Origin of the sequence: Vogesella mureinivorans, from assembly GCF_007644035.1 — a bacterium.
In the GTDB taxonomy this organism is placed as follows: domain Bacteria; phylum Pseudomonadota; class Gammaproteobacteria; order Burkholderiales; family Chromobacteriaceae; genus Vogesella; species Vogesella mureinivorans.
Genome location: NZ_VMTV02000178.1, coordinates 292,444 through 318,118 on the forward strand (window position 1 = coordinate 292,444; position 25,675 = coordinate 318,118).

At 62.2% G+C, this 25,675-nt stretch carries 21 protein-coding genes; 7 read left to right on the plus strand and 14 right to left on the minus strand.

Annotation, left to right across the window (positions count from 1 at the left end):
* Positions 1-518 precede the first annotated feature (518 nt).
* From FLQ44_RS07450 to FLQ44_RS07465, 4 genes are all read left to right on the plus strand, one after another.
* Positions 519-1,298 (plus strand): enoyl-CoA hydratase, encoded by a 780-nt coding sequence (locus FLQ44_RS07450; RefSeq protein WP_147693878.1) that lies wholly within the window; start codon positions 519-521, stop codon positions 1,296-1,298.
* A 161-nt stretch (positions 1,299-1,459) separates the two neighbouring features.
* Positions 1,460-2,581, plus strand: coding sequence for an enoyl-CoA hydratase/isomerase family protein (locus FLQ44_RS07455; protein ID WP_147693879.1), 1,122 nt, complete (start codon positions 1,460-1,462; stop codon positions 2,579-2,581).
* A gap of 16 nt (positions 2,582-2,597) precedes the next feature.
* Positions 2,598-3,494 (plus strand): 3-hydroxyisobutyrate dehydrogenase, encoded by an 897-nt coding sequence (gene mmsB / locus FLQ44_RS07460; RefSeq protein WP_147693880.1) that lies wholly within the window; start codon positions 2,598-2,600, stop codon positions 3,492-3,494.
* A 341-nt stretch (positions 3,495-3,835) separates the two neighbouring features.
* Positions 3,836-5,587: a DEAD/DEAH box helicase gene (locus tag FLQ44_RS07465; RefSeq protein ID WP_147693881.1), complete on the plus strand. Its 1,752-nt coding sequence runs from the start codon at positions 3,836-3,838 to the stop codon at positions 5,585-5,587.
* A gap of 86 nt (positions 5,588-5,673) precedes the next feature.
* Here FLQ44_RS07465 and FLQ44_RS07470 read toward each other — a convergent pair whose 3' ends face one another.
* The 12 genes from FLQ44_RS07470 to FLQ44_RS07525 all read right to left on the minus strand — a co-directional run bounded on the left by FLQ44_RS07470 (position 5,674) and on the right by FLQ44_RS07525 (position 18,341).
* Positions 5,674-6,312, minus strand: a complete 639-nt coding sequence (locus FLQ44_RS07470; RefSeq protein WP_147693882.1) for a tetratricopeptide repeat protein — start codon at positions 6,310-6,312, stop codon at positions 5,674-5,676.
* Between the two features lie 204 nt (positions 6,313-6,516).
* The gene (locus tag FLQ44_RS07475) at positions 6,517-7,269 is read right to left on the minus strand and encodes a competence/damage-inducible protein A (protein ID WP_147693883.1); all 753 of its coding nucleotides are present in this window, start codon (positions 7,267-7,269) and stop codon (positions 6,517-6,519) included.
* A 4-nt stretch (positions 7,270-7,273) separates the two neighbouring features.
* On the minus strand, positions 7,274-8,047 hold the full coding sequence (locus FLQ44_RS07480; protein ID WP_206208720.1) for a YdcF family protein: 774 nt from the start codon (positions 8,045-8,047) through the stop codon (positions 7,274-7,276).
* A gap of 108 nt (positions 8,048-8,155) precedes the next feature.
* Positions 8,156-8,866: an ABC transporter ATP-binding protein gene (locus FLQ44_RS07485; RefSeq protein ID WP_147693885.1), complete on the minus strand. Its 711-nt coding sequence runs from the start codon at positions 8,864-8,866 to the stop codon at positions 8,156-8,158.
* On the minus strand, positions 8,863-9,633 hold the full coding sequence (locus FLQ44_RS07490) for an ABC transporter ATP-binding protein (protein ID WP_147693886.1): 771 nt from the start codon (positions 9,631-9,633) through the stop codon (positions 8,863-8,865). Before FLQ44_RS07490 ends, FLQ44_RS07485 begins: the two co-directional genes overlap by 4 nt.
* A gap of 3 nt (positions 9,634-9,636) precedes the next feature.
* Positions 9,637-10,701: an ABC transporter permease subunit gene (locus tag FLQ44_RS07495; RefSeq protein ID WP_206208721.1), complete on the minus strand. Its 1,065-nt coding sequence runs from the start codon at positions 10,699-10,701 to the stop codon at positions 9,637-9,639.
* Positions 10,702-10,713: 12 nt separating this feature from the next.
* Positions 10,714-11,643 carry a branched-chain amino acid ABC transporter permease gene (locus FLQ44_RS07500; RefSeq protein ID WP_147693887.1) on the minus strand — a complete coding sequence of 310 codons (930 nt, stop codon included), beginning with the start codon at positions 11,641-11,643 and terminating at the stop codon, positions 10,714-10,716.
* Positions 11,644-12,142: 499 nt separating this feature from the next.
* Entirely contained in the window at positions 12,143-13,492 is a 1,350-nt protein-coding gene (gene astB, locus FLQ44_RS07505; RefSeq protein ID WP_147693888.1) for an N-succinylarginine dihydrolase, read from the minus strand.
* Positions 13,489-14,949, minus strand: a complete 1,461-nt coding sequence (gene astD, locus FLQ44_RS07510; protein ID WP_147693889.1) for a succinylglutamate-semialdehyde dehydrogenase — start codon at positions 14,947-14,949, stop codon at positions 13,489-13,491. The genes astB and astD overlap by 4 nt, the downstream gene beginning before the upstream one ends.
* Complete coding sequence (gene astA / locus FLQ44_RS07515; protein ID WP_147693890.1) at positions 14,949-15,980, minus strand: arginine N-succinyltransferase; 1,032 nt, start codon at positions 15,978-15,980, stop codon at positions 14,949-14,951. Before astA ends, astD begins: the two co-directional genes overlap by 1 nt.
* Positions 15,977-17,014, minus strand: a complete 1,038-nt coding sequence (gene aruF / locus FLQ44_RS07520) for an arginine/ornithine succinyltransferase subunit alpha (protein WP_147693891.1) — start codon at positions 17,012-17,014, stop codon at positions 15,977-15,979. The genes astA and aruF overlap by 4 nt, the downstream gene beginning before the upstream one ends.
* A 106-nt stretch (positions 17,015-17,120) precedes the next feature.
* Complete coding sequence (locus FLQ44_RS07525) at positions 17,121-18,341, minus strand: aspartate aminotransferase family protein (protein ID WP_147693892.1); 1,221 nt, start codon at positions 18,339-18,341, stop codon at positions 17,121-17,123.
* A 514-nt stretch (positions 18,342-18,855) separates the two neighbouring features.
* Between FLQ44_RS07525 and FLQ44_RS07530 the strand changes: the two genes are divergently transcribed.
* Both FLQ44_RS07530 and FLQ44_RS07535 read left to right on the plus strand, forming a co-directional pair.
* A complete protein-coding gene (locus FLQ44_RS07530; RefSeq protein ID WP_170252870.1) occupies positions 18,856-19,839 on the plus strand; it encodes a response regulator transcription factor in 984 nt (327 codons plus the stop codon).
* A 102-nt stretch (positions 19,840-19,941) separates the two neighbouring features.
* Positions 19,942-20,982 carry an oxidoreductase gene (locus FLQ44_RS07535; protein WP_147693894.1) on the plus strand — a complete coding sequence of 347 codons (1,041 nt, stop codon included), beginning with the start codon at positions 19,942-19,944 and terminating at the stop codon, positions 20,980-20,982.
* A gap of 15 nt (positions 20,983-20,997) precedes the next feature.
* Here the strand turns inward: FLQ44_RS07535 and FLQ44_RS07540 are convergent, their stop codons facing one another.
* Positions 20,998-21,741 carry a response regulator transcription factor gene (locus tag FLQ44_RS07540; RefSeq protein WP_147693895.1) on the minus strand — a complete coding sequence of 248 codons (744 nt, stop codon included), beginning with the start codon at positions 21,739-21,741 and terminating at the stop codon, positions 20,998-21,000.
* Positions 21,723-23,762 carry a PAS-domain containing protein gene (locus tag FLQ44_RS07545; protein ID WP_147693896.1) on the minus strand — a complete coding sequence of 680 codons (2,040 nt, stop codon included), beginning with the start codon at positions 23,760-23,762 and terminating at the stop codon, positions 21,723-21,725. The genes FLQ44_RS07540 and FLQ44_RS07545 overlap by 19 nt, the downstream gene beginning before the upstream one ends.
* Before the next feature lie 179 nt (positions 23,763-23,941).
* On the opposite strand from FLQ44_RS07545, the gene FLQ44_RS07550 reads away from it, so the two are divergent.
* Positions 23,942-25,582, plus strand: coding sequence for an acyl-CoA synthetase (locus FLQ44_RS07550; RefSeq protein WP_147693897.1), 1,641 nt, complete (start codon positions 23,942-23,944; stop codon positions 25,580-25,582).
* Positions 25,583-25,675: the final 93 nt, after the last annotated feature.

The window sequence follows — 25,675 nt, forward strand, 5'->3', positions numbered from 1 at the left end:
ACGAAAGCACACGAAAAGCACGAAAAATGCGACGTCAACCCGCGTCAAAACAGACAGAACACACTACCGCTGCCGGCTTTTCCGTGTCTTCGGTGTATTCCGTGGCAAAAAAGAAAACGCATTTTTATTTGCTTACAGCGAGTCCTTTCGTGTTTTTTCGTGGGGTTCGTGGCCAACAATCAGATGCCGTGCCGAGGCTAAAGACAAAAGCGAATTAGCCACGAAAGCACACGAAAAGCACGAACCATGACGAGGGCAGCCCGTATCGGCACGACCAAATCACACAACAGCTTCCCGGCATTTCCGTGTCTTCGGTGTATTCCGTGGCAAAAAGAAAACGCAGCTTTGTTCGCCACCGAACACACGGCAGGCTCAAGACTCGAACCTTTTCGTATTTTTTTGTGGGGTTCGTGGCAAAAAAACAGACTAACGCCGCCAACACACTACCCAGTACAAAAGCACGCGACAGACATCCCGAATGAACCGTCTTTCGTGGCCAACCAACAGGAAACCACACCATGCACTACACCAACCTCAAGGTAGAAAAATTCGGCCACACCGCGCTCGTCACCATTGCCAACCCGCCGGCCAATACCTGGACGCTGGACAGCCTGCAGGCGCTACAGCAATTGGTAGCCGACCTGAACGCCGACCGCAGCATCTACGCGCTGGTAATCACCGGGGAAGGCGAAAAATTCTTTAGCGCCGGGGCCGACCTGAAGCAGTTTGCCGGCGGCGACAAAGGCCACGCCGCCAGCGCCAGCCAGGCATTCGGTGCGGCGTTCGAGGCACTGTCGGGCTTTCGTGGCGTGAGCATTGCCGCCATCAACGGTTACGCCATGGGCGGCGGGCTGGAATGCGCGCTGGCCTGCGATATCCGCCTTGCCGAGGAGCAGGCGCAGATGGCACTGCCGGAAGCAGCCGTGGGCCTGCTGCCCTGCGCCGGCGGCACGCAAAACCTGCCATGGCTGGTGGGGGAAGGCTGGGCCAAACGCATGATCCTGTGTGGCGAGCGCGTGGATGCCGCCACCGCGCTGCGCATCGGCCTGGTAGAAGAAGTGGTGCCCAAGGGCGCGGCCCTTGACGCAGCGCTGGCGCTAGCCGACAAGGTTGGCCGCCAGTCCCCGGTAGCCGTTACCGCCTGCAAGACGCTGGTGCAGCGTGCCCGCTACGCACCGCCTGCGGCCAACCTTATCCACGAGCGCGAGCTGTTCATCAAACTATTCGATAGTGAAGACCAGCGTGAGGGCGTGAACGCCTTCCTGGAAAAACGCCCGCCAGTATGGAAAAACGCCTGACCACCATTTTTTGCCACGAAAAACACAAAAAGCACGAAAGTAAAATCAACCCGGCTACCGTTGGTAGACAGTAAAAACCCTGAGCCATACAGAGGCATGTTTCGTGGTTTTCGTGGCAGGGCTGTTTTTGCATCAATACATCGCCATCATCAAGGAACACCATGAACGACATCGTGCTGTTTGACGAAATCGCCACCACCAGCGGCATGCGCCTGGGGGTGGCCACGCTCAATGCAGAAAAGGCGCTCAATGCGCTGAACCTGGATATGATCCGCCTGCTGGACGCGCGGCTGTCTATCTGGGGCGCCGACGACGGCATCGCCGCCGTATTGCTGCGCGGCGCAGGCGACAAAGCCTTCTGCGCCGGTGGCGACGTACGTGCGCTGCGCGACGCGCTGCTGGCCGACAATAACTACCCTAGCGCGGTGGCGGAAGACTTCTTTACCCGCGAATACGCGCTGGACTACCGCATCCACACCTACCAGAAGCCCCTGCTGGTATGGGGCAGCGGCATCGTGATGGGCGGCGGCCTGGGCCTGATGGCCGGTGCCAGCCACCGCGTGGCCACGGCCAGTACGCGCATCGCCATGCCAGAGATCACCATCGGCCTGTACCCGGACGTAGCCGGCAGCTGGTTCCTGCAGCGCATGCCCGCCAAAAGCGGCTTGTTCCTGGGCCTGACCGGCGCACCGATCAACGCCCGCGACGCACTGCTGGCCAACCTGGCCGACCACATCCTGCCGCAAAACGGCTGGGACACCCTGCTGGCTGCCATGACCGCCAGCCACTGGCAAGCCGACGCTGCGGCCAACCATGCCCGCCTTACCGCCCTGCTGGGCGAGCTGGAAAACCTGAACGCCGACACGCTGGCCGACAGCGCGCTGCAGCGCAACCTGCCGGCCATCCATGCCTTGATGAACAAGGGCTCGCTACAAGCCGTAGACCTGGCGCTGCGCCACACCGCCTACGAAGACCCCTGGCTGGCAGCGGCAGCCAAAACCTATGCCGCGGGCTGCCCCGCCAGCGCCGCTGTCACCTGGGAAATCTATCGCCGCGCCCGCCACCTGTCGCTGGCCGAGGTGTTCCGCATGGAGCTGGCGCTGTCACTGAACTTCTGCGCCGGGCCGGAATTCCGCGAAGGCGTTCGCGCCCTGCTGGTAGACAAAGACCGCCAGCCCAAATGGGCCCGCCCCACGCTGGCCGACGTAGACAGCCACACCGTGGCCGCCCACTTTACCCAACCCTGGCGCGCAGCCGACCACCCGCTGGCCGCGCTGGCCTGAGCAAAGGACACACAACATGACACATATCGCATTTATCGGCCTGGGCAATATGGGCGGGCCGATGGCGGCCAACCTGGTCAAGGCGGGCCATGCCGTGAATGGTTTTGACCTGTCGCCACTGGCACTGGAACAGTTTGCCGCCGCGGGCGGCCGCCCTGCCGACAGCGTGCTGCAGGCAGTAGACGGCGCCGACGTTGTCATCTCCATGCTGCCCGCCGGCCAGCACGTGGAAAGCCTGTATCTGGGCGAAGGCGGCCTGTTTGCCCGCCTGCCAGCGGGGACGCTGGTGATCGACTGCAGCACCATCGCCGCGCATACCGCCCGTGGCGTGGCCGACGCTGCCGCCGCCGCCGGGCTGCGCTTTCTGGACGCGCCGGTATCCGGTGGTACCGCAGGGGCAGCAGCCGGCACGCTGACCTTCATGATTGGCGGGGATGCGGCCAACGTAGACACAGCACGGCCGCTACTGGCCAGCATGGGCAAAAACCTGTTCCACGCCGGTGGCGCGGGTGCCGGCCAAACCGCCAAAGTGTGCAACAACATGCTGCTGGGCATCCTGATGGCCGGCACCGCCGAGGCGCTGGCGCTGGGCGTACAAAACGGGCTGGACCCGGCGGTACTGTCGGACATCATGAGCAAAAGCTCCGGCAGCAACTGGGTGCTGGACCGCTACAACCCGTGGCCCGGCGTGATGGAAGCCGCGCCGGCCAGCCGTGGCTACAGTGGGGGTTTCATGAGCGAGCTGATGCTGAAAGACCTGCGCCTGGCCAGTGAAACCGCCAGCCAGAGCCAGGCGGCCAACCCCATGGGCAGCCTGGCGCAGCAGCTGTTCGAGGCACATGTGGCCGCCGGCCAGGGCAAGCTGGATTTTTCCAGCATCGTGCAGCACTTCACCCAAAACGGCACGCACTAAGGCCATGGCCGATGCGGGTGCCCGGGTAGCGGCCAGGCACAAAAGCACCCGTTGCGGTGTGAGCCAGCCCCGCCCCGCTAGACCAGCGCCCCGCACAAACCTGCCACCTACCGCCGCCCCGCCACACGGGGCGGCTTGCATTATGGATATTTTCTATAAAGTGAGCCGGTTTACCAGCACAGCGTCGCTATTCAATGTAAACTTACGGCTTCGCGTCCCCACCAATCAACGCGACTATCTCTTTGGCCAGGCAGCCTGCCGGCCCACTCCATGAACTAATGTTTTGTCCGCCCGGATTGGTATTGTCATTGCAATGGGCAGACATCCTGATTGCACAATAAATGTCCGAACTGACTTTTGCTGCACTGGGTCTGGCCGAGCCGCTACTGCGCGCCGTGGCCGATACCGGTTACACCACCCCTACCCCGATCCAGGCGCAAGCCATCCCCCAGGTATTGCTGGGTGGCGACCTGCTAGCCGCAGCCCAGACCGGCACCGGCAAAACCGCCGGTTTTACCCTGCCGCTGCTGCACCGCCTGATGGATGCCCCGGCCAAACAGAAAGGCCGCCCGCGCGCCCTGGTGCTGACCCCCACCCGCGAGCTGGCCGCCCAGGTTGAAGAATCCGTGCGCGAGTACGGCAAATACCTGCCGCTGAAATCCATGGTGATGTTTGGCGGTGTGGGCATCAACCCGCAGATAGCCGCCCTGCGCAAGCCGGTAGATATCCTGGTAGCCACCCCGGGCCGCCTGCTGGACCACGCTGGCCAGAAAACCGTTGACCTGTCCGGCGTAGAAATCCTGGTACTGGACGAAGCCGACCGCATGCTGGACATGGGCTTTATCCACGACATCAAGAAAGTGCTGGCCCTGCTGCCACAGCAACGCCAGAACCTGCTGTTCTCTGCCACGTTCTCCAACGAAATCAAGACACTGGCCGACAAGCTGCTAAACCAGCCCAAGCTGGTAGAAGTGGCCCGCCCGAACCAGACCAACGCCCAGATCACCCAGAAGGTGCACCTGGTCGACCGCGACCGTAAAACCGAGCTGTTGATCAGCATGATCAAAGGCGGCGACTGGCACCAGGTGCTGGTATTCACCCGCACCAAACACGGCGCCAACCGCTTGGCCGAGAAGCTGGAAAAAGCCGGCATCGCCAGCATGGCCATCCACGGCAACAAGAGCCAGGGCGCACGTACCAAGGCACTGGCCGGCTTCAAGGACGGCAGCCTGCCAGTACTGGTGGCTACCGATATCGCCGCCCGTGGCCTGGATATCGAAGAGCTGCCACACGTCGTGAACTACGAGCTGCCCAATGTGCCGGAAGACTACGTACACCGCATCGGCCGTACCGGCCGTGCCGGCTGCGTGGGCGAAGCCATTTCGCTGGTGTGCGTAGACGAGCTGGGCTTCCTGCGCGATATCGAGAAGCTGACCAAGCAAACCGTGGAACGCTTTACCGTGCCGGGCTTTGAAGCCGACCCGAATGCCGAACCACAAGCCATTGAAATCGGCCTGGGCCGCTATATTCACGGCGCACTGACCCCCACCAGCACCCCGAAAGGCGGCAGCAGCGGCAATAACCGTCGCGGCGGCCAGGGCGCACGCCAGGGCCAGGGCGGCAAACCACGCCAAGCCAAACCGGCGCAGCGTGAAGGCGGCGAAGCACAGGAAAAACGCGCACCGCGCACGGCCAAACCGGCCGGCGACAAGCCAGCCCAGCCAGCACGCGGCCAAAACGGCGACACCCGCCGCAACAACAACGGCGGCAAGCCGCGCAGCGACAGCCAGCAGCAGCCCAAAGCCGCAGCGGACAAGCCACGCCAGCCACGCCAGGAGAAACCACGCAAACCGCAAGGCGAGCCGAACGGTAACTTCTTCCACGACGACGGCCCGCGCCAGCCTACCCTGACCATGCACGAACTGAGCATGGGCACGCTCACCGGCCGCAAGCCACCGCGCCAGCAAAATGCCGGTATGCAACAACAGCCGCGCGGCCAGGGCCAGGGCGGCGCACGCCAGGGTCAAGGCCAAGGCGGCAAGCCGCGCCAGCAGCAGGCCGCGCTGTTCAGCGCGCCCAAGCGCAAGCCGTAAACCACCGCGACCAAGCTCACGGCAATAAAACCCCCCTGCTTGCTAACGCCAGCAGGGGGTTTTTGCCTTCGGTGTGCCGGTTTTCCTTAAACCGGCTTATCTGCCACCTGGCTGCCAAATGCAGGGTGGCGGTAGTCACGCCCTGCACCTGGCAGGCTTTGTACTGCTTGCTGTTGCAGCGCAGCACCTAGCCTAGCGAGGGCGATACCCTTGCCGTACAGCGCCCGCATATGTTGCGGGCTGGCTTGCAAGGCGGCGTCAAAATCGGCCAGCGCCTCGGCGTCACGCTTTAGCAACAGCCTAGCCTGGCCGCGCGCGACCAAGGCGTTGGCCGCATTGCCGGGCTGTGCCAGCGCAGCAGCACAATCCGCCAGGCCGGCTTCGGCTTGGCCTGCTTGTACCCGCGCTACGCAGCGCGCCCCCAGGTAACGAGCATTGACCGGTGCGCTGGCAATGGCCTGGTCAAGATCCGCCAACGCCGCATCGACCCGGCCCTGACCCAGCCAGATCTGACCACGGTTGAAACGGGCGGCTGCGTGCTGTGGCTGGCTAGCCAGCACCGCGTCAAGCAACGGCAAAGCGGCTTCGGGCTTGCCCTGCTCCAGCAGTTGGTGGGCTTGTTTGACGGTGACGTCCACCGGCTCGGCGGCACGGGCATGACTGATCGAGAGCAGGCAAAACAGGCTGGCAGCAGCTAAACGGCAGGCGGTATGGTGCGTAGACATGGGCAATCCTTGGTAGCAAGTGGCTGGCTGGCTGACCCAAAGGTTGGCTGGCTGGGGGAGGCATTATTGCAAAATGCATAACACCATGACAAGCCGTGCGCTGCACGTGCGACGGCACCTGGCCACACCGGATAGCCGCAAGCCGCCTATTGCACGTAGCAAGGTTGGCCGCACACCTGCGGCCAACCTTGTGACGGCGTGCACTCAGGCCTTGGGCTGGATGGTATAGCCCTTGGCTTGCAGCGCCTTTTGCCACTCAGAGAGCGCAATGTCCACCAGCGCCGACTGGCCGGTAAAGCCGAATTCGATGTGCATCTGGGCAATGCGTTCGTTGCCGAAGCTGGGCAGGCTGGACAGGCGCAGCGCCGGGTAGCGGGCTACAAAGTCCTGCATCAGGCTGATAAGGTCGCCTTCGCGCGCATCCAGCGCAATGCAGCCGCGTTCTACGTCTGGCGTATCGCTGAACAGCTGGCGGTAATGGGTATCCAGCACCCACTCCACCATGGGCCAGGCCATATTGGGGAAGCCGGGCACAAAATGCACATGGCCACAGCTAAAACCGGGAATCTGGTTGACCGGGTTGGGGATGATGCTGGCGCTGGCGGGGAAGGTGCCCATATGGATGCGGTGCGGGTAGGCTTCGTCGCCAAAGCGCCCTTCTATCAAGGCGCGTGCTTCAGGGTGCACAGCCAGTGGCTCGCCCAGCGCCGCCGCGGCACAGGCGCGGGTGTGGTCGTCCGGGGTGGCGCCGATACCGCCAAAGCTGAACACCAGGTCGCCACTGGCAACCGCGCGGCGCAGCGCGGCTTCGATACGTGCCGGGTCGTCGCCCAGGTATTCCGCCCACGCCAGCTTCATGCCGCGTGCGGCCAACATGCGAATCAACGACTGCATATGCTTGTCTTGGCGTTTGCCGGACAGCAGCTCGTCCCCAATAATCAGTGCACCGGTTTTCATGGTTTTAGCTTCCTAATTGTTGACGGATTGTATAGTACAACATTCCAACAACCTCGCGCAGCGCCTGATGGCACTCTTGTGCGGCGTTCCCGCTAGGCAGCCAGTGCACCAGGCCCTGGCCATCGTAACGGCTGTAGCCCGTAGAAGCAGGCAGCACCTGTAAACCCTGCGCAGTAAAGAAAGGCAGCGCCCTGGGCATATGCCAGGCCTGGGTGACCAGTACGATACGCTGTATGCCGTCTTTGGCTAGCAGTACCTGGCTGTAGCGGGCGTTTTCGAGTGTGGTGCGCGATGTGCCTTCTTGCCAGCGCACACCCAGGCCATAACTCTGCTGCAGTACACGCGCCATCACGGCGGCTTCCGGCTCGCCGCCCAATGGTGAGCCGCCGCTGACCAGAATGGGCAGGCCAGTCTGGCGCGCCAGCCAGGCGCCGTACTGCACGCGCTGGTTGGCCGCCCCCGAGAGCACGTTGGCCGCATACTCGGGCGCGGGGCGCTGCCCGCCCCCCAGAATCACGATAGCCTGCGCCTGACGGGCGTCGGCCAGCGCCAGCGGCGGGTAGCGTTCCAGCCAGCTGTTAAGCCACATGGCGGTCACCGGCAAGCTCAGCAGATAAGCCGACAAACCGGCAGCCAATAACAGGCTGCGCCCCAGCCGTGGCCGGCGGCGCTGCAGCAGCCAGCCGGCCACGGCCAGCAGCAGGTAGTTGAGCGGGGGCAGCATCAGCGAGCCCAGCAGCAGGTGCAACAGCACCATGCTATCGGTTTGTGCGGTCATGACGGTTTCCATAGCTTGGGGCAGCAGCATGATAGCTGGCTGGCCGGCGCGAGCACAAAGAAAAACCCCCTGCCACAGGACAGGGGGTTGGTCAGGCGATGAGCTGGCTTATTCGCCCAGGTAGGCGTTACGCACGCGCTCGTCGGCCAGCAGTTCTTGCGCCGGGCCGCTCATGGTGATGCGGCCGCTTTCCATCACATAGCCACGCTGCGACACTTCCAGTGCCAGCTTGGCGTTCTGCTCTACCAGCAGCATGGTTACGCCTTCTTTGGCCACCATCTGGATGATCTCGAAGATCTTTTCCACGATTAGCGGGGCCAGGCCCATGGAAGGCTCGTCCAGCAGCAATAGCTTAGGCTGGGACACAATGGCACGCGCCATCGCTACCATCTGCTGCTCGCCACCGGACAGGGTACCGGCCAGCTGTGTCTGGCGCTCTTTCAGGCGCGGGAACAGCTCGTAGCCACGCTCGATATCACGCTGGATGCCGTCTTTGTCGTTACGATGGTAGCCACCCATTTGCAGGTTTTCTTCCACCGTCAGCTTGCCAAAGATGCCGCGACCTTCCGGCACCATCACCAGGCCATTACGCACAAAGTTGAACGAGGCGATGTTGTCGGTTTCCTTGCCATCAAAATTGATGGTGCCACCGGACTTTTTCACCATGCCCACCAAGGTCTTCAGCGTGGTGGTCTTGCCGGCGCCGTTGGCACCGATCAGCGTTACCAGCTCGCCCTTGTTGATGTGAAAATCGATGCCACGTACGGCCTGGATACCGCCGTAGGACACTTGCAGGTTTTTGACTTCCAAGAGACTCATGAGTGTGCCGCTCCAAGGTAAGCTTCAATGACTTTAGGATCCTTGCGCACCACTTCCGGCACGCCTTCGGCGATTTTCTTGCCGTAATCAAGCACGGCAATACGGTCGCACAGGCCCATCATCAGCTTCACGTCGTGTTCGATCAGCAGCACGGTTACACCGTCGTTGCGGACCTTCTCCATCAGCGCCTTCAGGTCTTCGGTTTCTTTCGGGTTCATACCGGCTGCCGGCTCGTCCAGCGCCAGCAGCTTGGGCTCGGTGGCCAGCGCACGGGCGATTTCCAGACGGCGCTGGTGGCCGTAGGACAGGTTGCGGGCACGTTCGTGCGCCACATCGTCGATACCCACGTACTTCAGCAGCTCCCAGGCTTTGGCCTCGATAGCGGCCTCTTCCTCACGGGCAGCCTTGGTGCGCAGGATGGCGCCCAGTGCACCCGCCTTGGAGCGGATATGGCGGCCAACCATCACGTTTTCCAGCGCCGTCATTTCGTGGAACAGGCGAATGTTCTGGAAGGTACGCGCAATACCACCGGCCACCACGATGTGCGGAGGGGCACGGAACAGGTCTTTGCCATCAAAGGTAAAGGACCCTTCGTCCGGGGTGTACAGGCCGGTCAGCACGTTGAACATGGTGGTTTTACCGGCACCGTTCGGGCCGATCAGACCGTAGATTTCGCCTTTGTTAATGTGCAGGGCAACATTATTCAGGGCGTGAAGGCCGCCAAAGCGTTTGTGGATGCCTTCGATTTTCAGCAGAACTTCAGCCATGGCTTAACCTTTCTTGGCATCTTCAAACTCGGCTTTGCGGCGCTTGGACGGCCACATGCCTTCTGGGCGGGTCAGCATCATGATCACCATGGCAAGACCGAACAGCAGCATACGTGCGTTTTCCGGGTCAACAATCATCCGGCCGAACGTGTGCATTTGCAGCGGGCCAATCACATCACGCAGGATTTCCGGCGCAATGGTCAGCACGACAGCACCCAGGATGACGCCAGGGATATGACCCATGCCACCCAGTACTACCATGGCCAGAATCATGATGGATTCCAGCAGGCCGAAGGATTCCGGCGAAATAAAGCCCTGGAAAGCCGCAAACAGGCCACCTGCCACGCCACCGGACAAGGCACCCAGGGCAAAAGCCAGCAGCTTGATATTGCGGATGTTCAGACCCATGGCCGAAGCGGCAATCTGGTCTTCACGCATGGCTACCCAGGCACGGCCGATACGCGAGTACTGCAGGCGATAGGCCATGATCACCACACCAATGGTGAGGATCAGGAACAGGTAGTAGTACATGTGTACCGGGTTCAGCGCAAAGCCGGCGACATCGATGGTTTTACCCATGGAGAAGCCACCGATCTGGATCGGGTCGATCAGGTTGATACCCTGCGGGCCGTTGGTGATGTTGATCGGCGCGTTCAGGTTGTTCATGAAGATACGGATGATCTCGCCGAAACCCAGGGTCACGATCGCCAGGTAGTCGCCTTTCAGCTTCAGCACCGGTGTACCCAGCAGCAGGCCGAACAAGGCCGCGCACAGCGCGCCCAGCGGAATACTGATGTAGAACGGCAGGTGAATATCAAAGTGCGGCGAACCCAGCAGCGCGAAGGTGTAGGCACCCACGGCGTAGAAGGCGATAAAGCCCAGGTCCAGCAGGCCGGCAAAGCCCACCACGATGTTCAGGCCCAGGGCCAGCATCACGTACAGCAAGGCAAAGTCGATGGTACGTACCCAGGAATTACCCAGGGTGCTACCCACCACGAAAGGCAACACTGCCAGCGCGATGGCCGAGGCAATGAATACGCCGAGTTTTTTGTTGGCATTCATAGTCATACGTACCCCGTGTTAAGCGCGATCCGCCATCTTCTCGCCCAGCAGGCCAGAAGGACGGAAAATCAGCACCGCAATCAGCACCATGAAGGCAAAGATGTCCTGATAGTGCGAGCCCAGGAAACCACCGGTCAGGTCACCGATATAACCGGCACCCAGACTTTCGATGATACCCAGCAGGATACCGCCGGCTACCGCGCCACCCAGGTTGCCGATACCACCCAGCACCGCTGCGGTAAACGCTTTCAGGCCGATCATGAAGCCCATGTAGTAGTGAGCCTGATCGTAGTTGGTGGCCACCATCACACCGGCAATGGCACCCAGTGCCGAGCCGATAACGAAGGTAGCGGAAATGATGGTATTAACGTTGACGCCCATCAGGCCGGCTACAGCCGGGTTCTGGCTGGTAGCACGCATGGCGCGGCCCAGCTTGGTTTTTTCAACCACAATCAGCAGGCCTACCATCAGCGCCAGGCACAGCACCACAATGCCGACTTGCAGCTGGGTGATAGTGGCACCGAACACGTCGATGGTGTCGTGGTCCAGGATAGGCGGGAACGGGATGTAGTTACGACCCCAGATCAGGATGGCAGCTTGCTGCAGCACGATGGACAGGCCGATCGCGGTAATCAGCGGGGCCAGGCGCGGTGCATTACGTAGCGGGCGATAAGCCACGCGTTCGATAGTAAAGCCCAGCAGCATACACGCCGGAATCGCTACCAGCAGGCCGATAAGCACCAGAATGGGGCCAGGCAAAACGATACCTGCGCTAGTCAGCAGGGAAATGACGGTGATGGTTACCATGGCGCCAAACATCACTACTTCGCCGTGAGCAAAGTTGATGAGGCCCATGATCCCGTACACCATGGTATAGCCAAGTGCGATAAGGGCATAAATACTGCCCAGCACAAGTCCATTCAGGATCTGTTGCAGAAAAATGTCCACGGTGGGATCTCCTTAGATTGATGGTCCCGATAGCTTTATCCGGGGGTTTACCCTCTATATGCCATCTTGTTGGCCGCACCTTACAGACTGTCAACTGTAAGACAAGCCGAGCGGATTATGTAGGTGTATCCAATTGACTGTCAATCTTAAAGAAAGGCGAATTTCACCTTTTTGCAGCATTTTTTATTTTTTCTGCAAGTATTTGATTTTACTAGTGTTTTTTAGTCAAAATAGGGGCGTGGCAATATATTGCAGTGCAAAATATTACGCATTTGGAATGTTATTTTCAGATGTGGCGAGTTTTAAAAATTTTCGCTTATCAACTTAAATGGTGCTATTAATTTTCCATTTCGAACAATACCATCACCTCTACGTTTCGTTTTTGCGAATATGTGACGGCAACATTCTGTATACAATCTACCGTATTCGTTTCTGACCGCCAGATAGCAAAAAGCCGTAGCCCCGGAAGGCTACGGCTTTTCATGCCAAGTGGCAGTAATCAGGCCAGCTGAAACGGGTAAACCGCGCCAAGACCCAGAATGCCGGTGAGCTCATCCAGTGCAGTACGGCATTCCACCAGCAGCTGCGGATCGGCTAGATCCTCGGGCGCCAGGCGGTCGCGATAATGCCGGTCTACCCAAGCATTAAGCGTGCCAAAGAGCGCCTCGCTCATCATTACGTTCGGGTTCACTGCCGCAATCTCGCTGGCCGACAGTGCCACGCGCAGGCGCAGGCAGGCCGGGCCACCGCCGTTTTGCATGCTCTGTTTCAGGTCGAACACGCGGATTTCGGCAATCGGACCGCCGCTCTGCACCAGCTTCTGCAGGTAGGCCCACACACGCTCGATGTTGCGGCACTCTTCCGGCACCACAATGATCATCTTGCCGTCGGCACGCGACAGCAGCTGGCTGTTAAACAGATAGCTTTTTACCGCCTCCTCTACCGTCACTTCGGCCTGCGGCACCTCGATCGGCACAAACTGCCCGCCCACTGCGGCCAACTTGCGCGCCAGCTCGTTCAACACGTCTTGCTGATGCAGGAAGGACTTCTCGTGGTGGAACAGCACATTGCGGTTACCTACCGAGATCACGTCGTTGTGGAAGACACCGGCGTCGATGGTGTCGGGGTCTTGCTGGGCGTACACCACGCCCTCTTCTTTCAGGCCGTGCAGGCGCGCCACCGCTTGGCAGGCCTCCAGCGTCTGGCGCGCCGGGAAGCGCGCTGGCTTGGGGTAACGGCTATCGAAAGCCGAGGCACCAAACACAAAGAACTCCACCCCTGCCCCATCGTACTCGTGGCAGAAGCGCGTATGGTTGGCCGCACCTTCGTCGCCAAAGTGCATTTGCGCCGGCAGCGCCGCGTGCACGGCAAAGCGGCTTTCATCGGCAAACATGGCTTGCAGGATGCGGCGCGTGGTGGGGTGCTCGATAGAACGGTGAAACTTGTTGTTCAGGTTGGCCGGGGTAAAGTGCACGCGGCCGTCTGCTGTGTCGCCGGACGGGCTGACGGTGGCCGCGTTGGCTGTCCACATGCACGATGCCGACGTAGCCGCCGCCAGAATGGCGGGCGCTTCTTTGGCGGCGCGGGCAATCACCTGGGCGTCGGTACCGCTAAAGCCCAGCTGGCGCAGGCTGGCCACATCCGGGCGCTCGTGCGGGGCCAGTACGCCCTGCTTGAAGCCCAGGTCGTGCAGCGCCTTCATTTTGGCCAGGCCCTGCTTGGCCGCCAGCCTGGGGTTGGACGCCGCACGCTGGTTGCCGGTAGAGGCCACATTACCGAACGACAGGCCGCTGTAGTTGTGCGTGGGGCCCACCAGGCCGTCAAAGTTCACTTCAAATGCTTGGCTCATAGCGTGATCCCTGGGGAAAGTTGCGCCGGTACGGTCAGGCTGTCGCACTCCAGCGATGCCACCGGCCAGGCGCAGTAGTCGGCCGCGTAGTAGGCGCTGGGGCGATGGTTGCCCGAGGCACCAATACCGCCAAACGGCGCCGCGCTGGACGCGCCGGTCAGCGGCTTGTTCCAGTTCACCACGCCGGCGCGCGCTTCCAGCAGGTAGTGCTCGTACTGGGCGCGGTCGTCGGACAGCACGCCGCCGGCCAGGCCAAAGCGCGTGTCGTTGGCGATATCGATGGCTTGCGCGAAATCGTTATAGCGAATGATCTGCAGCAGCGGGCCAAAGAACTCGTCGTCCGGGCGCTGTGCGTGGGTGGTATCGATAATGCCCGGGCTGAGCAGCGCGCCGCTGGCCGACAGCCGTTTCATTTCCAGCAGTACCTTGCCGCCGCTGGCCTGCAAGCTGGCCTGTGCGGCCAACAGCGCATCGGCTGCCGCATTGGAAATCACCGAACCCATGAAGGGCTGCGGCTCATCGTTATACAAACCCACCTTCAGGTTGGCCGCTACCTGCACCAGGCGCGCAATAAACGCATCACCTTCGGCACCGGCAGCCACCAGCAGGCGGCGTGCGCAGGTGCAGCGCTGGCCGGCGGATACAAAGGCCGACTGGATAACGTGGTGCACGGCTGCGTCCACGTCGGCTACCTGGCCGACGATCAGCGGGTTGTTGCCGCCCATTTCCAGCGCCAGGATTTTCTCCGGCTGGCCGCCAAAGGTCTTGTGCAGCAGATTGCCGGTGGCCGAGCTGCCGGTAAAGAACAGGCCGTCGATGCCATCGTGGTTGGCCAGTGCAATGCCGGTTTCCTTGGCGCCTTGCAGCAGGCTGATCACGCCAGCTGGCAGGCCGGCTTCAGCCCACAGGCGCACGGTTTCCTGTGCGGTCCACGGGGTCAGCTCGGACGGTTTGAACACCACGGTGTTACCGGCAATCAGCGCGGGCACGATGTGGCCATTGGGCAGGTGGCCAGGGAAGTTATAAGGGCCAAACACCGCCACCACGCCGTGCGGTTTGTGGCGCAACACCGCCTGGGCATCGCCCATCGGCGCGGCGCGCTCGCCGGTGCGCTCGTGGTAGGCCTTGATGGAGATATCCACCTTGTTCACCATGGTGGTGACTTCGGTTTGCGCTTCCCACATCGGCTTGCCGGTTTCGCGGGCAATCACCTCGGCCAGCGGGGCCTTGTTGGCCGCCAGCAGTTCGCCAAAACGGCGAATAATCGCCAGACGCTCGTCCAGCGGCAGGCGTGCCCAGGCTTTAAAGGCGGCGCGGGCAGCGGCCACGGCGCGGCCAACTTGTGCGGCGCTGGCGGCCTGGCCTTGCCAGATTGCCTCACCGGTGGCCGGGTTGGTTTTGTTCAGCAGCTCGCCTTCGCCGGCGAACCAGCTGCCATCGATAAACTGGGTAGTCACTATGCAGTCTCCTTTGGCGACAGCGTAACGATACGCACGGGGTCGCCCTGCTTGATATTCAATGCGCTGGCCTGTTCGGCACTCAGCGTTACACCCTCCGGCCCGCGCACCAGCTCGGCCAGAATCACGCGGAAGCTGTCGTAGCCGGTATTGGCCAGCAGGTACCACTCGGCCTGGCCGGCAGGCTGGGCGCCGATGCTGGCGGGCAGCACGCGGCTTTCGCGCACGGCGCGTACGTCTTGTACGTAGGCCTGTACGGTAGGGCCGGCGTCGAAAATGTCGACGTAGCCTTCGTAGCGGAAGCCCTCGCTATGCAGCATGGCCACCGCCGGGCGGGTGTTGTCGTGCGTCTTGCCGATAACGTCTTGCGCGGCTTGCGGCAGAAAGTCGATGTACACCGGAAACTTGGGCATCAGCTCGGCCACGAAGGATTTTTGCCCCACGCCGGTCAGGTAGTCCGCCTCGGCAAACTCCATCGAGAAGAAATGGCGGCCCAGCGCCTCCCAGAACGGCGATTTGCCTTGCTCGTCGGACACGCCGCGCATTTCGGCCACCACCACCTTGCCAAACAGCTGGTGGAATTGCGCCAGAAACAGAAAGCGGCTCTTGGACAGCAGGCCACCGTTCTTGTTGACGCGGAAGTCCGGGTGCAGGAACAGCGTGCACAGCTCGCTGTAACCGGTGTGGTCGTTGGACAGGAACAGGGTTTCGTGACGGGTGTAGACGTCCAGCTCTTCGGACGCATGCACGATATTGCCCACGCGGTAGTTGTACCAGGGCTCTTTCAGGCCCACGGCCGCTTCCAGCGCACAGATACCGCCAACGCGGCCGCTATCGGTGTCTTCCAGCACAAATACATAGCCGCGCTCGGCCAGCTCGGCCTCGCCGCTAAAGCTGCGCTCGGAGCGGGCAATGCGTGCGGCCAACCTGTCTTCATTCACCGGCAAGCTGGTGAGCCCGACACCGGCGCTGCGCGCCAGGTCCATCAAACCGGGCAGATCCCCTGCCCGTACGGGGCGAATTACCATCATGCTTGGGCCCTCCCGGCTTCAGGCAGCAACGGGGCGGCACACATGCGCTGGCCGCTGCTGACAGACAGCGCACGGGCTGTCTCCTGGGTAATGAACATCACGTCGTCTACCACGCTGGCGTGCGCCTGGGTGGCGGCAAACTGGCCGCTGCGGTGGTTGGACAGCAGCATTTCCTGCGCGCCGGCCGGCAGCACAGGTGCCACTTCTACCTGGTACACGCCCTGCTGGCGCAGCGAAAACAGCTGGTCTACCTCGGCCGTCAGCACGGCGCCGCCGTCAAAAATGTCGATGTAGTCGTCGGCCTCGAAGCCCTCGCGCGACAGGATGCTGAACGGGCGCTCGAAATCGGGGTGGATCTGGCCAATGGCATTCTGTGCCGCATCCGGCAGCAGGGGTACGTAGATGGGGTAAGTGGGCATCAGCTCGGCAATGAAGGTCTTGCTGCGCTGGGCAAACGCCTGCTCTACCTGCGGGAAATCCATATTAAAGAAGCGGCGGCCAATGGCATCCCAGAACGGCGACTGGTCGTTTTCGTCCAGCATGCCTTGCATTTCTACCAGGATGCGGCGGCCAAAGCGTTCGCGCGCGGCCGCCATATACAGCAGGCGGGCACGCGACAACAGCTCGTAAGCGCGAATATGGTACTGCGGCGAACAGAAAAAGCCGCACAGCTGCACCATGCCGGTGAGGTCATGGCACATGGTCAGGACATGGATGCGATTGTTCACCTGCAGTGCGCGCGAGGCGTGCACCATGGTTTCGCTGCGGTAGCTGTAGAACGGCTCTTCAAAGCCGGCGGACGCGCTGATGGACGCCGTGCCGATGACCCGGCCTTCGTCTTCCAGCACGAACATATAGTATTCACGCCCCGTTCCGGCGATGGCTTCGTGTTCGAAAGCCCCCAGCGAGGTCTGGATTTTTTCGTAAAGCTTTTCCCGATTGTTCGGCAAGCTGGTAACGCCAATGCCACTCTCCACCGCCATGGTTTCAATGAGCGGCAGATCGGAAATGCGTACTGGGCGCACGATCAGCATGAAAGCCTCTCTCTCGTTATTATCCGGCGCAGGCGCAGCCTGCCCCGCACCGCTGCCAGGCTGGCAGCGGTGTTCCTTTGTATCAGGGGTATTGACCGGGTACGGCTTAGTGGCGGCTAACGGCGACCACGGCAGCGACAGCGGCCTCGAAACGGGCCAGACCGTCGTTGATATCCTGCTCGGTAATCACCAGCGACGGGGCAAAGCGCACGACCGACAGGCCGGCTACCAGTACCATCAGTTGCTCGGCTTCTGCCGCTTTCAGGAAGTCGCGGGCGCGGCCGGCAAACTCGTCCGACACCACGGCGCCAATCAGCAGGCCCATGCCGCGCACTTCTTTAAAGACGTTGTACTTGGCGTTGATGGCGTTCAGGCCATCCACAAAGCGCTGATGCTTGGCGCGCACACCGGCCAGCACCTCGGGGCGGCTGACAATCTCTACCACTTTGCCGGCCACGGCCGCACCCAGCGGGTTACCACCGTAGGTGGTGCCGTGGGTGCCTACCGCCAGGCTCTTGGCGATCGCGGTGGTGGTGAGCATGGCACCGATCGGGAAGCCACCGCCCAGGCCTTTGGCGCTGGACAGGATGTCCGGGGTCACGCCGTATTCCTGGTAGGCGTACAGCGAGCCGGTGCGGCCAACGCCGGTTTGCACTTCGTCGAACACCAGCAGCGCGTTGTGCGCATTGCACAGCTCACGGGCGGCTTGCAGGTAAGCCAGGTCGGCCGGCATCACACCGCCCTCGCCCTGTACCGGCTCGATCACCACGGCGCAGGTCTTGTCGGAAATGGCCGCTTTCAGCGCATCGATATCGTTAAACGGCACGTGGGTAATACCGGCCGGGTTCGGGCCAAAGCCTTCGGCGTACTTGGGCTGGCCGCCCACGTTCACGGTAAACACGGTACGGCCGTGGAAGGAGTTGGTGCAGGAGATGATTTCGTACTTGTCGGCGCTGTAGTGGTCGGCTGCGTATTTGCGTGCCAACTTGAAGGCGGCTTCGTTGGCTTCGGCGCCGGAGTTACAGAAGAACACGCGCTCGGCAAAGGTCTTTTCTACCAGCGCGCTGGCCAGCTGCAGCGCCGGCTCGTTGGTAAACACATTGGAAACATGCCACAGCTTGCCGGCTTGCTCGGTCAGGGCGGCCACCACTTCCGGGTGACAGTGGCCCAGCGAGTTCACGGCAATGCCACCGGCCAGGTCGATAAACTCGCGGCCCTGCTGGTCCCACACGCGGGAGCCTTCAGCCTTTACCGGGATAAAACCGGCCGGGCTGTAGTTGGGCACCATAACCTGGTCGAATGTGTCGCGAGTGACAGTGTTGCTCATTGATGGGTTCCTTCCTGCAATTTGTCGCAATTATTGTTTGTTCACAGCCCGCGCTGCGTACGCCGCGCACTGTTACATCAGTCTTGCAACGATTCTAATCGAATCTCTGCAGCAGGCCATATCCTCTTTGCGACATGCGCTTACACTTTTCTCTGTGTTGTCCAACAATGTGCCGCTCATAAAAAACGGTTTCATTTCATAAACTTAAATCATCGAAATGCAAAATAGCGCCACCGTTTTCTGCTTTTAGGCCACGCGAAATTCGCCCTGCATCAGGCCTGCCAGTGGCCAACACACGGCGCGGCCCTGCCCCGGCCACATCGCACACCGCACCGGCCACGCAGCCCTTGCCTGCCTGTACACCGGGCGCGCCAGCTAGATTCACTGCAATCTGGCCAGCAAAATATCGAAATAACATCTAACTTTTACAACAGATGCAGTAAAGTTAGAGGCTAATTGACAAGCAGCTGCCATGGCAGGTCTGCGCATTCCAGATTCAAGCAAGGAGATAGGCATGTCCGAAGCAAAGCTGCTGGTCGTCGAAGACAGTAAAACCCAGCGTGCTTTTTACGCCAGCGTATTCGAGGGGCACTACGCCACGCGCTTTGCCACCCAGGGCAAGGAAGCCCTCGCGCTGGTAGAAGAAGACACCCCGGATGTGATCCTGCTGGACGTGGAAATGCCGGAAATGGACGGCTACGAAGTGTGCCGCCGGCTACGGGAACAAGGGCTGGACATGCCCATCCTGTTTATCTCGGCCCATGTGGAGCTGCAAGAAAGGCTGCAAGGCTACGATGCCGGCGGTAATGACTTTCTATGCAAACCCATCGACCCGCGCGAGCTGCTGCTCAAGGTAGATCTGGTGCTGCGCCAGCGCGACGAACAGCTGCGGCTGCAAGAAAACGGCCGCAGCGCCTTTTCTGCCGCCATGACCGCCATGAGCGCCATGTCGGAAATGGGGGTGCTGGTAGACTTTATCCGCAGCATCAACAAGCTGGACAGCTACCAGGAAATCACCAAGGCCATTGGCAATACACTGGAAGCCTACGGCCTGCACGGCTGCATGCAGGTATACGGTAGCCTGGGCGAACACCTGCATGCCACCGACGGCCAGGCCACCCCGCTGGAAGCCAGCATTATTGCCAATGCCCGCACGCTGACGCATATCTACTCGTCCGGCAGCAACACCTCGTTCAACTACCCGCACTGCTGCCTGGTGGTGCGCGACATGCCACTGGATGACGAAGACCGCTGCGGCCGCCTGCGCGACCACCTGGCCATTCTGGCCGAAGTGGCCGCCTCGCGCGCGCAAGGCCTGGACGAGCTGCACCGCGAGGTGTCTGCTCTGCAGGCCCGCATTCAGGCACAGCAAGACAGCCTGGTAGAGCTGCGCCGCCAGCTACCGGCCGCCAGCGCCAGCCTGGGCCTGAGCCCGGAACAACAAACCGCCGTTGGCCGCCTGTTCGACCAACTGATGCTGGGCATGCAAAAAAGCTAAGCCCGGCCACCCGCCTGCCGCCCGTGTACTGCCTAGCGTACACGGGCTTTTTCATGCAAGCTTTGCTGCCGGCCACACGGCCTGCCCTACTGTGGAGCGCGCATGACACCCCCTCTGAATATTGCCCTGATCGGCTACGGCTACGCTGGCCGCACCTTTCATGCCCCGCTGATTCATGCCGAGCCGCGCCTGCGCCTGCATACCATCGTCAGCAGCAAGGGCGAACAGCTACTGGCCGAACAGCCCGGCGTGCACGTGGTCAGCGACACGGCGCAAGCCCTGGCCAACCCCGACATCGACCTGGTGGTGATCGCCAGCCCCAACGACTGCCACTACCCGCAGGCCGACGCAGCCCTGCGTGCCGGCAAGCACGTGGTGGTAGACAAGCCTTTCACTACCACCCTGGACGAAGCCCGCCAGCTGCAGGTACTGGCCAGCCACCACCAGCGCCTGTTGTCGGTGTTTCACAACCGCCGCTGGGATGCCGATTTCCTGACCCTGCGCCAGCTGCTGGATAGCGGCAGCCTGGGGCAGATCAGCCTGTTTGAATCGCGCTTCGAGCGCTACCGCCCGCAGGTACAGGCGCGCTGGCGCGAGTCGGCCGTGGCCGGTGGCGGCCTGTGGTACGACCTGGGCCCGCACCTGCTGGACCAGGCGCTGCAGCTGTTCGGCATGCCGCACGCACTGCACGCCGACCTGGCAGCACAGCGTAGCGGCGCGGTGGCCACCGACTATTTCCATGTCAGCCTGCACTACCCGCACCTGCGCGTGCTGCTGTCGGCCAGCTGCCTGGTCAGCGGCGGCTCGCCACGTTTTGCTGTACACGGCACGCAGGGCAGCTACGTGAAATACGGCCTGGACACCCAGGAAAGCCAGCTGAAACGAGGGGAAAAACCCGGCTGCGCCGGCTGGGGCCACGACCCGCTGCCGGGCCTGCACTATGTACAGCAAGACGGCCAGGCACACGGCCACGCCGTGGCCATGCAGCCGGGCGACTACCGCCACTACTACGCCGGGGTGGCGGCGGCCATACTGGACGGTGCGGCCAACCCTGTACCGGCCAGCCAGGCCATTGCAGTGATGCAGCTTATCGAGCTGGGCAGCGCCAGTGCGGCGCAGGGCCACACCCTGCCGGTACGCTAGGCGGATGGGGCTGCCTCAGACCCAGTCCACCTTGCTGACAAACAGATAGCCCGCACCGTATACCGTCTTGATCAGGCGCGGGTTATAGCTGTCGTCTTCCAGCTTGCGGCGCAGGCGTGAAATACGCACGTCGATGCTGCGATCGTAGGGCGAGATATCGTCCTGACCCAGCAGCTGCTCGCGCGGCAGCACGCGGTTGGGCCGCTCCAGAAAGCGCTGCAGCATCTGGCCTTCGCCCGCACTGAGCGTGCGCTCGCTGCCATCGGCGGCCAACAGTTTGTAGCTGTCCATCTCGTAGCGCCAGCCGGCAAAACAGGCGCAGCGCGTGGGGTTGGCCGCATGGCCCTCGGCGGGCTTGTCGCAGCGGCGCAGGATGCTGCGCACGCGCGCCACCAGCTCGCGCGGCTCGAACGGCTTCATGATGTAGTCGTCGGCGCCGGTTTCCAGCCCCATGACGCGGTCGCCCACGTGGCCGCGCCCGCTCAGGATAATCACGCCACAGCGCTGCTGCTCGCGCACATGGCGCACAATGGCCATGCCGTCCATATCGGGCAGGCCCAGGTCCACAATCACCAGGTCCGGCGGCTGCTGGCGCACACGCTGCAGCAGCGTTGCGCCGGTACGGAACGACTCGCAGCGAAACTGGTAATCGCGCAGGATGGTGACAATCAGCCGCGAAATTGACAGGTCGTCTTCTACCAGGTACACCAGCTTGTCGCTGATGGCTGGCTCGGCAGGGCTCAGGCTTGCGGTGGGCACAACATTACCTCGTCTAGCAAAGCGGCCAACTCGGCCGGGGTGAAGGGTTTTTCCAGCTTGGCAAAGCCGCTACCGGCGCGCTGGCTGCTGTCGTCGTAGCCGCTCATCAACACCACGCGGATGCGCGGCAGCAGGCTACGCGCCAGCTGCGCCAGGGCGCGGCCATCCAGCGTGCCGGGCATGACGATATCGCTGAGCAGCAGGCCGATATCGGGGATGTTTTCCAGCATCAGGGCCGCTTCGTCGCCGCTTTCTGCCTCCAGCACCGGGTAGCCCAGGCTGGTGAGCTGCAGGCGTACCACGCGGCGTACTTCGGCGTTGTCCTCTACCAGCAGGGTCAGCGGCCGCTCGCGCCCGCCGGCCTTGCCACTAAAGTTCAGCCGCCCGGCCGGCTGCGCGGCGGGCTGGGTGTGCGGCAGGCGCAGGGTAAAGCGTGTGCCTTTGCCCGGCGTACTGCTCACGTGGATGGCCCCGCCAGACTGGCGGGCAAAGCTGTACACCATGGCCAGCCCCAGGCCGCTGCCACTGCCAAAGCGCTTGGTGGTGAAGAAGGGTTCGAATACGCGCAGCAGCAGCTCGGGGGACATGCCGCAGCCTGTGTCGGCCACCTCGATACACACGTAGTCGCCGGCCTGCAGCTGCCACTCTGCGGCCTCGCGCTCACTGAGCCGGGCCAGGCTGGCGCCCAGCTGCAGGCTGCCGCCTTCGGCCATGGCGTCGCGGGCGTTGAGTACCAGGTTCAGAATGGCGCTTTCCAGCTGGTGCGGGTCGGCCATGGCAAACAGCGGTGCCGGGGGCAGCTGGCTTTGCAGCGCAATGCTTTCGGGCAGCGAACGGCGTATCAGCTGCAGCATGTCCTGCAGTAGCGCGCCAATATCCACCGCGCTGGGCAGCAGCGGCTGCTGGCGGGCAAAGGTTAGCAGGCGGCGCACCAGTGCCACGCCGCGCTCGGCCGCTTGCAGCGCCGGGTCCAGGTAGCTCAGTAGTGCGGTGTTGTCTGCCTCGTGGCGGCGCAGCTCGGCCAGGTTGCCGATCACCACGGTCAGCATATTGTTAAAGTCGTGCGCCAGGCCGCCGGATAGCTGGCCGACGGCTTCCATTTTTTGCGCCTGCACCAGCGCCGACTGGGTTTGCTTTTGCTCGGTAATGTCGAACGACAACACAAAGCAGCCCAGCACCTCGCCATCGGGGGCGATTTCCGGCACCAGGGTGCTACGCGCAAAAATATGCGTGCCGTCGTCTTTCTCCATCGAGTATTCGTAGGTGACCTGCTTGCCGGTCAGCGCCTCGTTTACATAGCTCACCACCGCCGCGTAAAACTTGCTGCCCAGCGCCGCCTCGATGTGCTGGCCGACGATGTGTTCGTTACGGCGGCCAAACCAGTCGCTATAGCCTTTGTTGGCATAACGGTAGATATGGTCTTTATCGAAGTAGGCAATCAGCGCCGGAATGGTGTCGGTGATCAGCCGTAGCCGCTCCTCGCTGCGCTGCAGGGCGGCGGTAATCTGCACGTTGGCCGCATGCGCCTCACGCAGGCGCTGGTTGGCGGCTTCCAGCTCGGCGGTGCGGGCGCGCACGTGCGATTCCAGATCGGCTTTTTGCTGCTGCTGCAGCCGCTCGTAAGCCTGTTGCTGGGTTTTGTCGGTGTACAGCGCAATAAAGCCGCCCGATGGCAGCGGCTCGCCACGCACGCGCAGCACCGAGCCGTCCGGGCGGATACGCTCGGTGTCGTGCGGCTCGAAACGCAGGGCCAGCGCCACGCGCTCTGCCACCTGCTGCTCGGGGTCGCCAGGGCCGTATTCGCCGCGGTAGGCGTTGTAGCGCATGTAGTCGGCAAACGGTGTGCCCACCTGCCCCAGCTCGGCGGGGAAATCCAGCAAATCCAGAAAGCGCTGGTTGCACGCCAGCAGGCGCAGCTGGGCGTCAAACACGGTGACGCCTTGGTCCAGCAAGTCCAGCCCGTACAGCAACATGGCGTTGCGCTGCGAGCTATCCAGCCCCGCGGCAGAGTGTTGCAACATGACGACGTTTTCCCCGGCTAATGGCAATGGCTTATCGAAATAAAGCCCGATTTTAGGCCAGCTTGCACCACAAAAGCGCGGCTGAAATCATTCGTTACAATTGCCACAAACTTGCGCAAGGGTTGGGGGCAATCATCGTGCAGATAATGACAGCAACACAGACAGAGGAGTGTGACCGGATGTCCCTGCACAGCTACCAGCAAGACCTGCCCCAAACTGCGGCCAACCATGTGCCGCTGTCGCCGCTGAGCTATATCGAACGCGCGGCGGCAGTTTACCCGCACCGTACGGCCATCGTGCATGGCAGCCAGCGCTTTAGCTGGCAGCAGGCTTACGAGCGCAGCCGCCGCCTGGCCAGCGCGCTGGCCAGCCATGGCATAGGCAAAGGCGACACCGTGGCGGTGATGCTGCCCAATATTCCGGCCATGCTGGACTGTCACTTTGGCGTGCCGATGTGCGGTGCCGTGCTGAATACGCTGAATACGCGGCTGGACCCGGAAGCCATTGCTTTCATGCTGCAGCACGGCGAGGCGCGGGTACTGATCACGGACCGCGAGTTCTCGTTCACCATCGCCCCGGCCCTGGCGCTGCTGGACAAGCCGCCACTGCTGATTGATGTGGACGACGCAGAATACACCGGCCCCGGCCAGCGCCTGGGCAGCATCGAATATGAAGCCTTCCTTGCCGGTGGCGACCCGGATTACGCCTGGCAGCTGCCGGATAACGAATGGGACGCCATCTCGCTGAACTACACCTCCGGCACCACCGGCAACCCCAAGGGCGTGGTGTACCACCACCGCGGCGCCTACCTGAACGCCAGCTGCAATATCCTGGACTGGGGCATGCCGCGCCATGCCACCTATCTGTGGACGCTGCCGATGTTCCATTGCAACGGCTGGTGCTTCCCGTGGACCATGGCGGCCAACGTCGGCACCAATGTCTGCCTGCGCCGCGTGGACCCGCGGCTGATTTTCGAGCTGATCAAGACCCACCGCGTCAGCCACTACTGCGGCGCGCCGATTGTGCACAATATGCTGATCAACGCCCCGGACGACTGCAAACAGGGCATCGAGCACCAGGTGAACTGCCTGGTGGCCGGCGCCGCGCCACCGTCGGCGGTGATTGAGGGCATGGAAACCCTGGGTTTCAACATTACCCACGTGTACGGGCTGACCGAAACCTACGGCCCGGCCTCGGTATGCGCCAAGCAGGACGAATGGGCGCATATGGATATTGGCGGGCGCACCGAGCGCAACGGCCGCCAGGGCGTGCGCTACACCATGCAGCAAGGCATGACGGTGATGGACCCCAGCACCATGACCGAGGTGCCGCATGATGGCGAAACCATGGGCGAGATCATGTTCCGCGGCAACCTGGTGATGAAGGGCTACCTGAAGAACGCCCGCGCCACCGAAGAATCGCTGGCTGGCGGCTGGTTCCACACCGGCGATCTGGCCGTGATCCAGCCGGACGGCTACGTGAAGATCAAGGACCGCTCCAAGGACATCATTATTTCCGGTGGCGAGAATATCTCGTCCATCGAGGTAGAAGACGTGCTGTGCCGCTTCCCCGGCGTGATCTCGGCCGCCGTGGTGGCCCTGCCCGACCCGAAATGGGGCGAGGTGCCGTGCGCCTTCCTGGAGATGCGCGAAGGCGTAGAGGGCGACGAGGCAGCAGTGATCGAACATTGCCGCGCCCACCTGGCACGCTTCAAGGTGCCCAAGCGCATTATCTTCGGGCCTATCCCCAAGACCTCTACCGGCAAGATCCAGAAGTTTCTGCTGCGCCAGCAAACCAACGCTGCTGCTGCCATCCAGTAACCCGCCGCACCGGCAGCGCCTGCGGCCAACCCTGCAACAGGGGTGTTCTGGTTGGCCGCATCGTGCCGGCATGGCAGGCCTCGTAGCTACGCT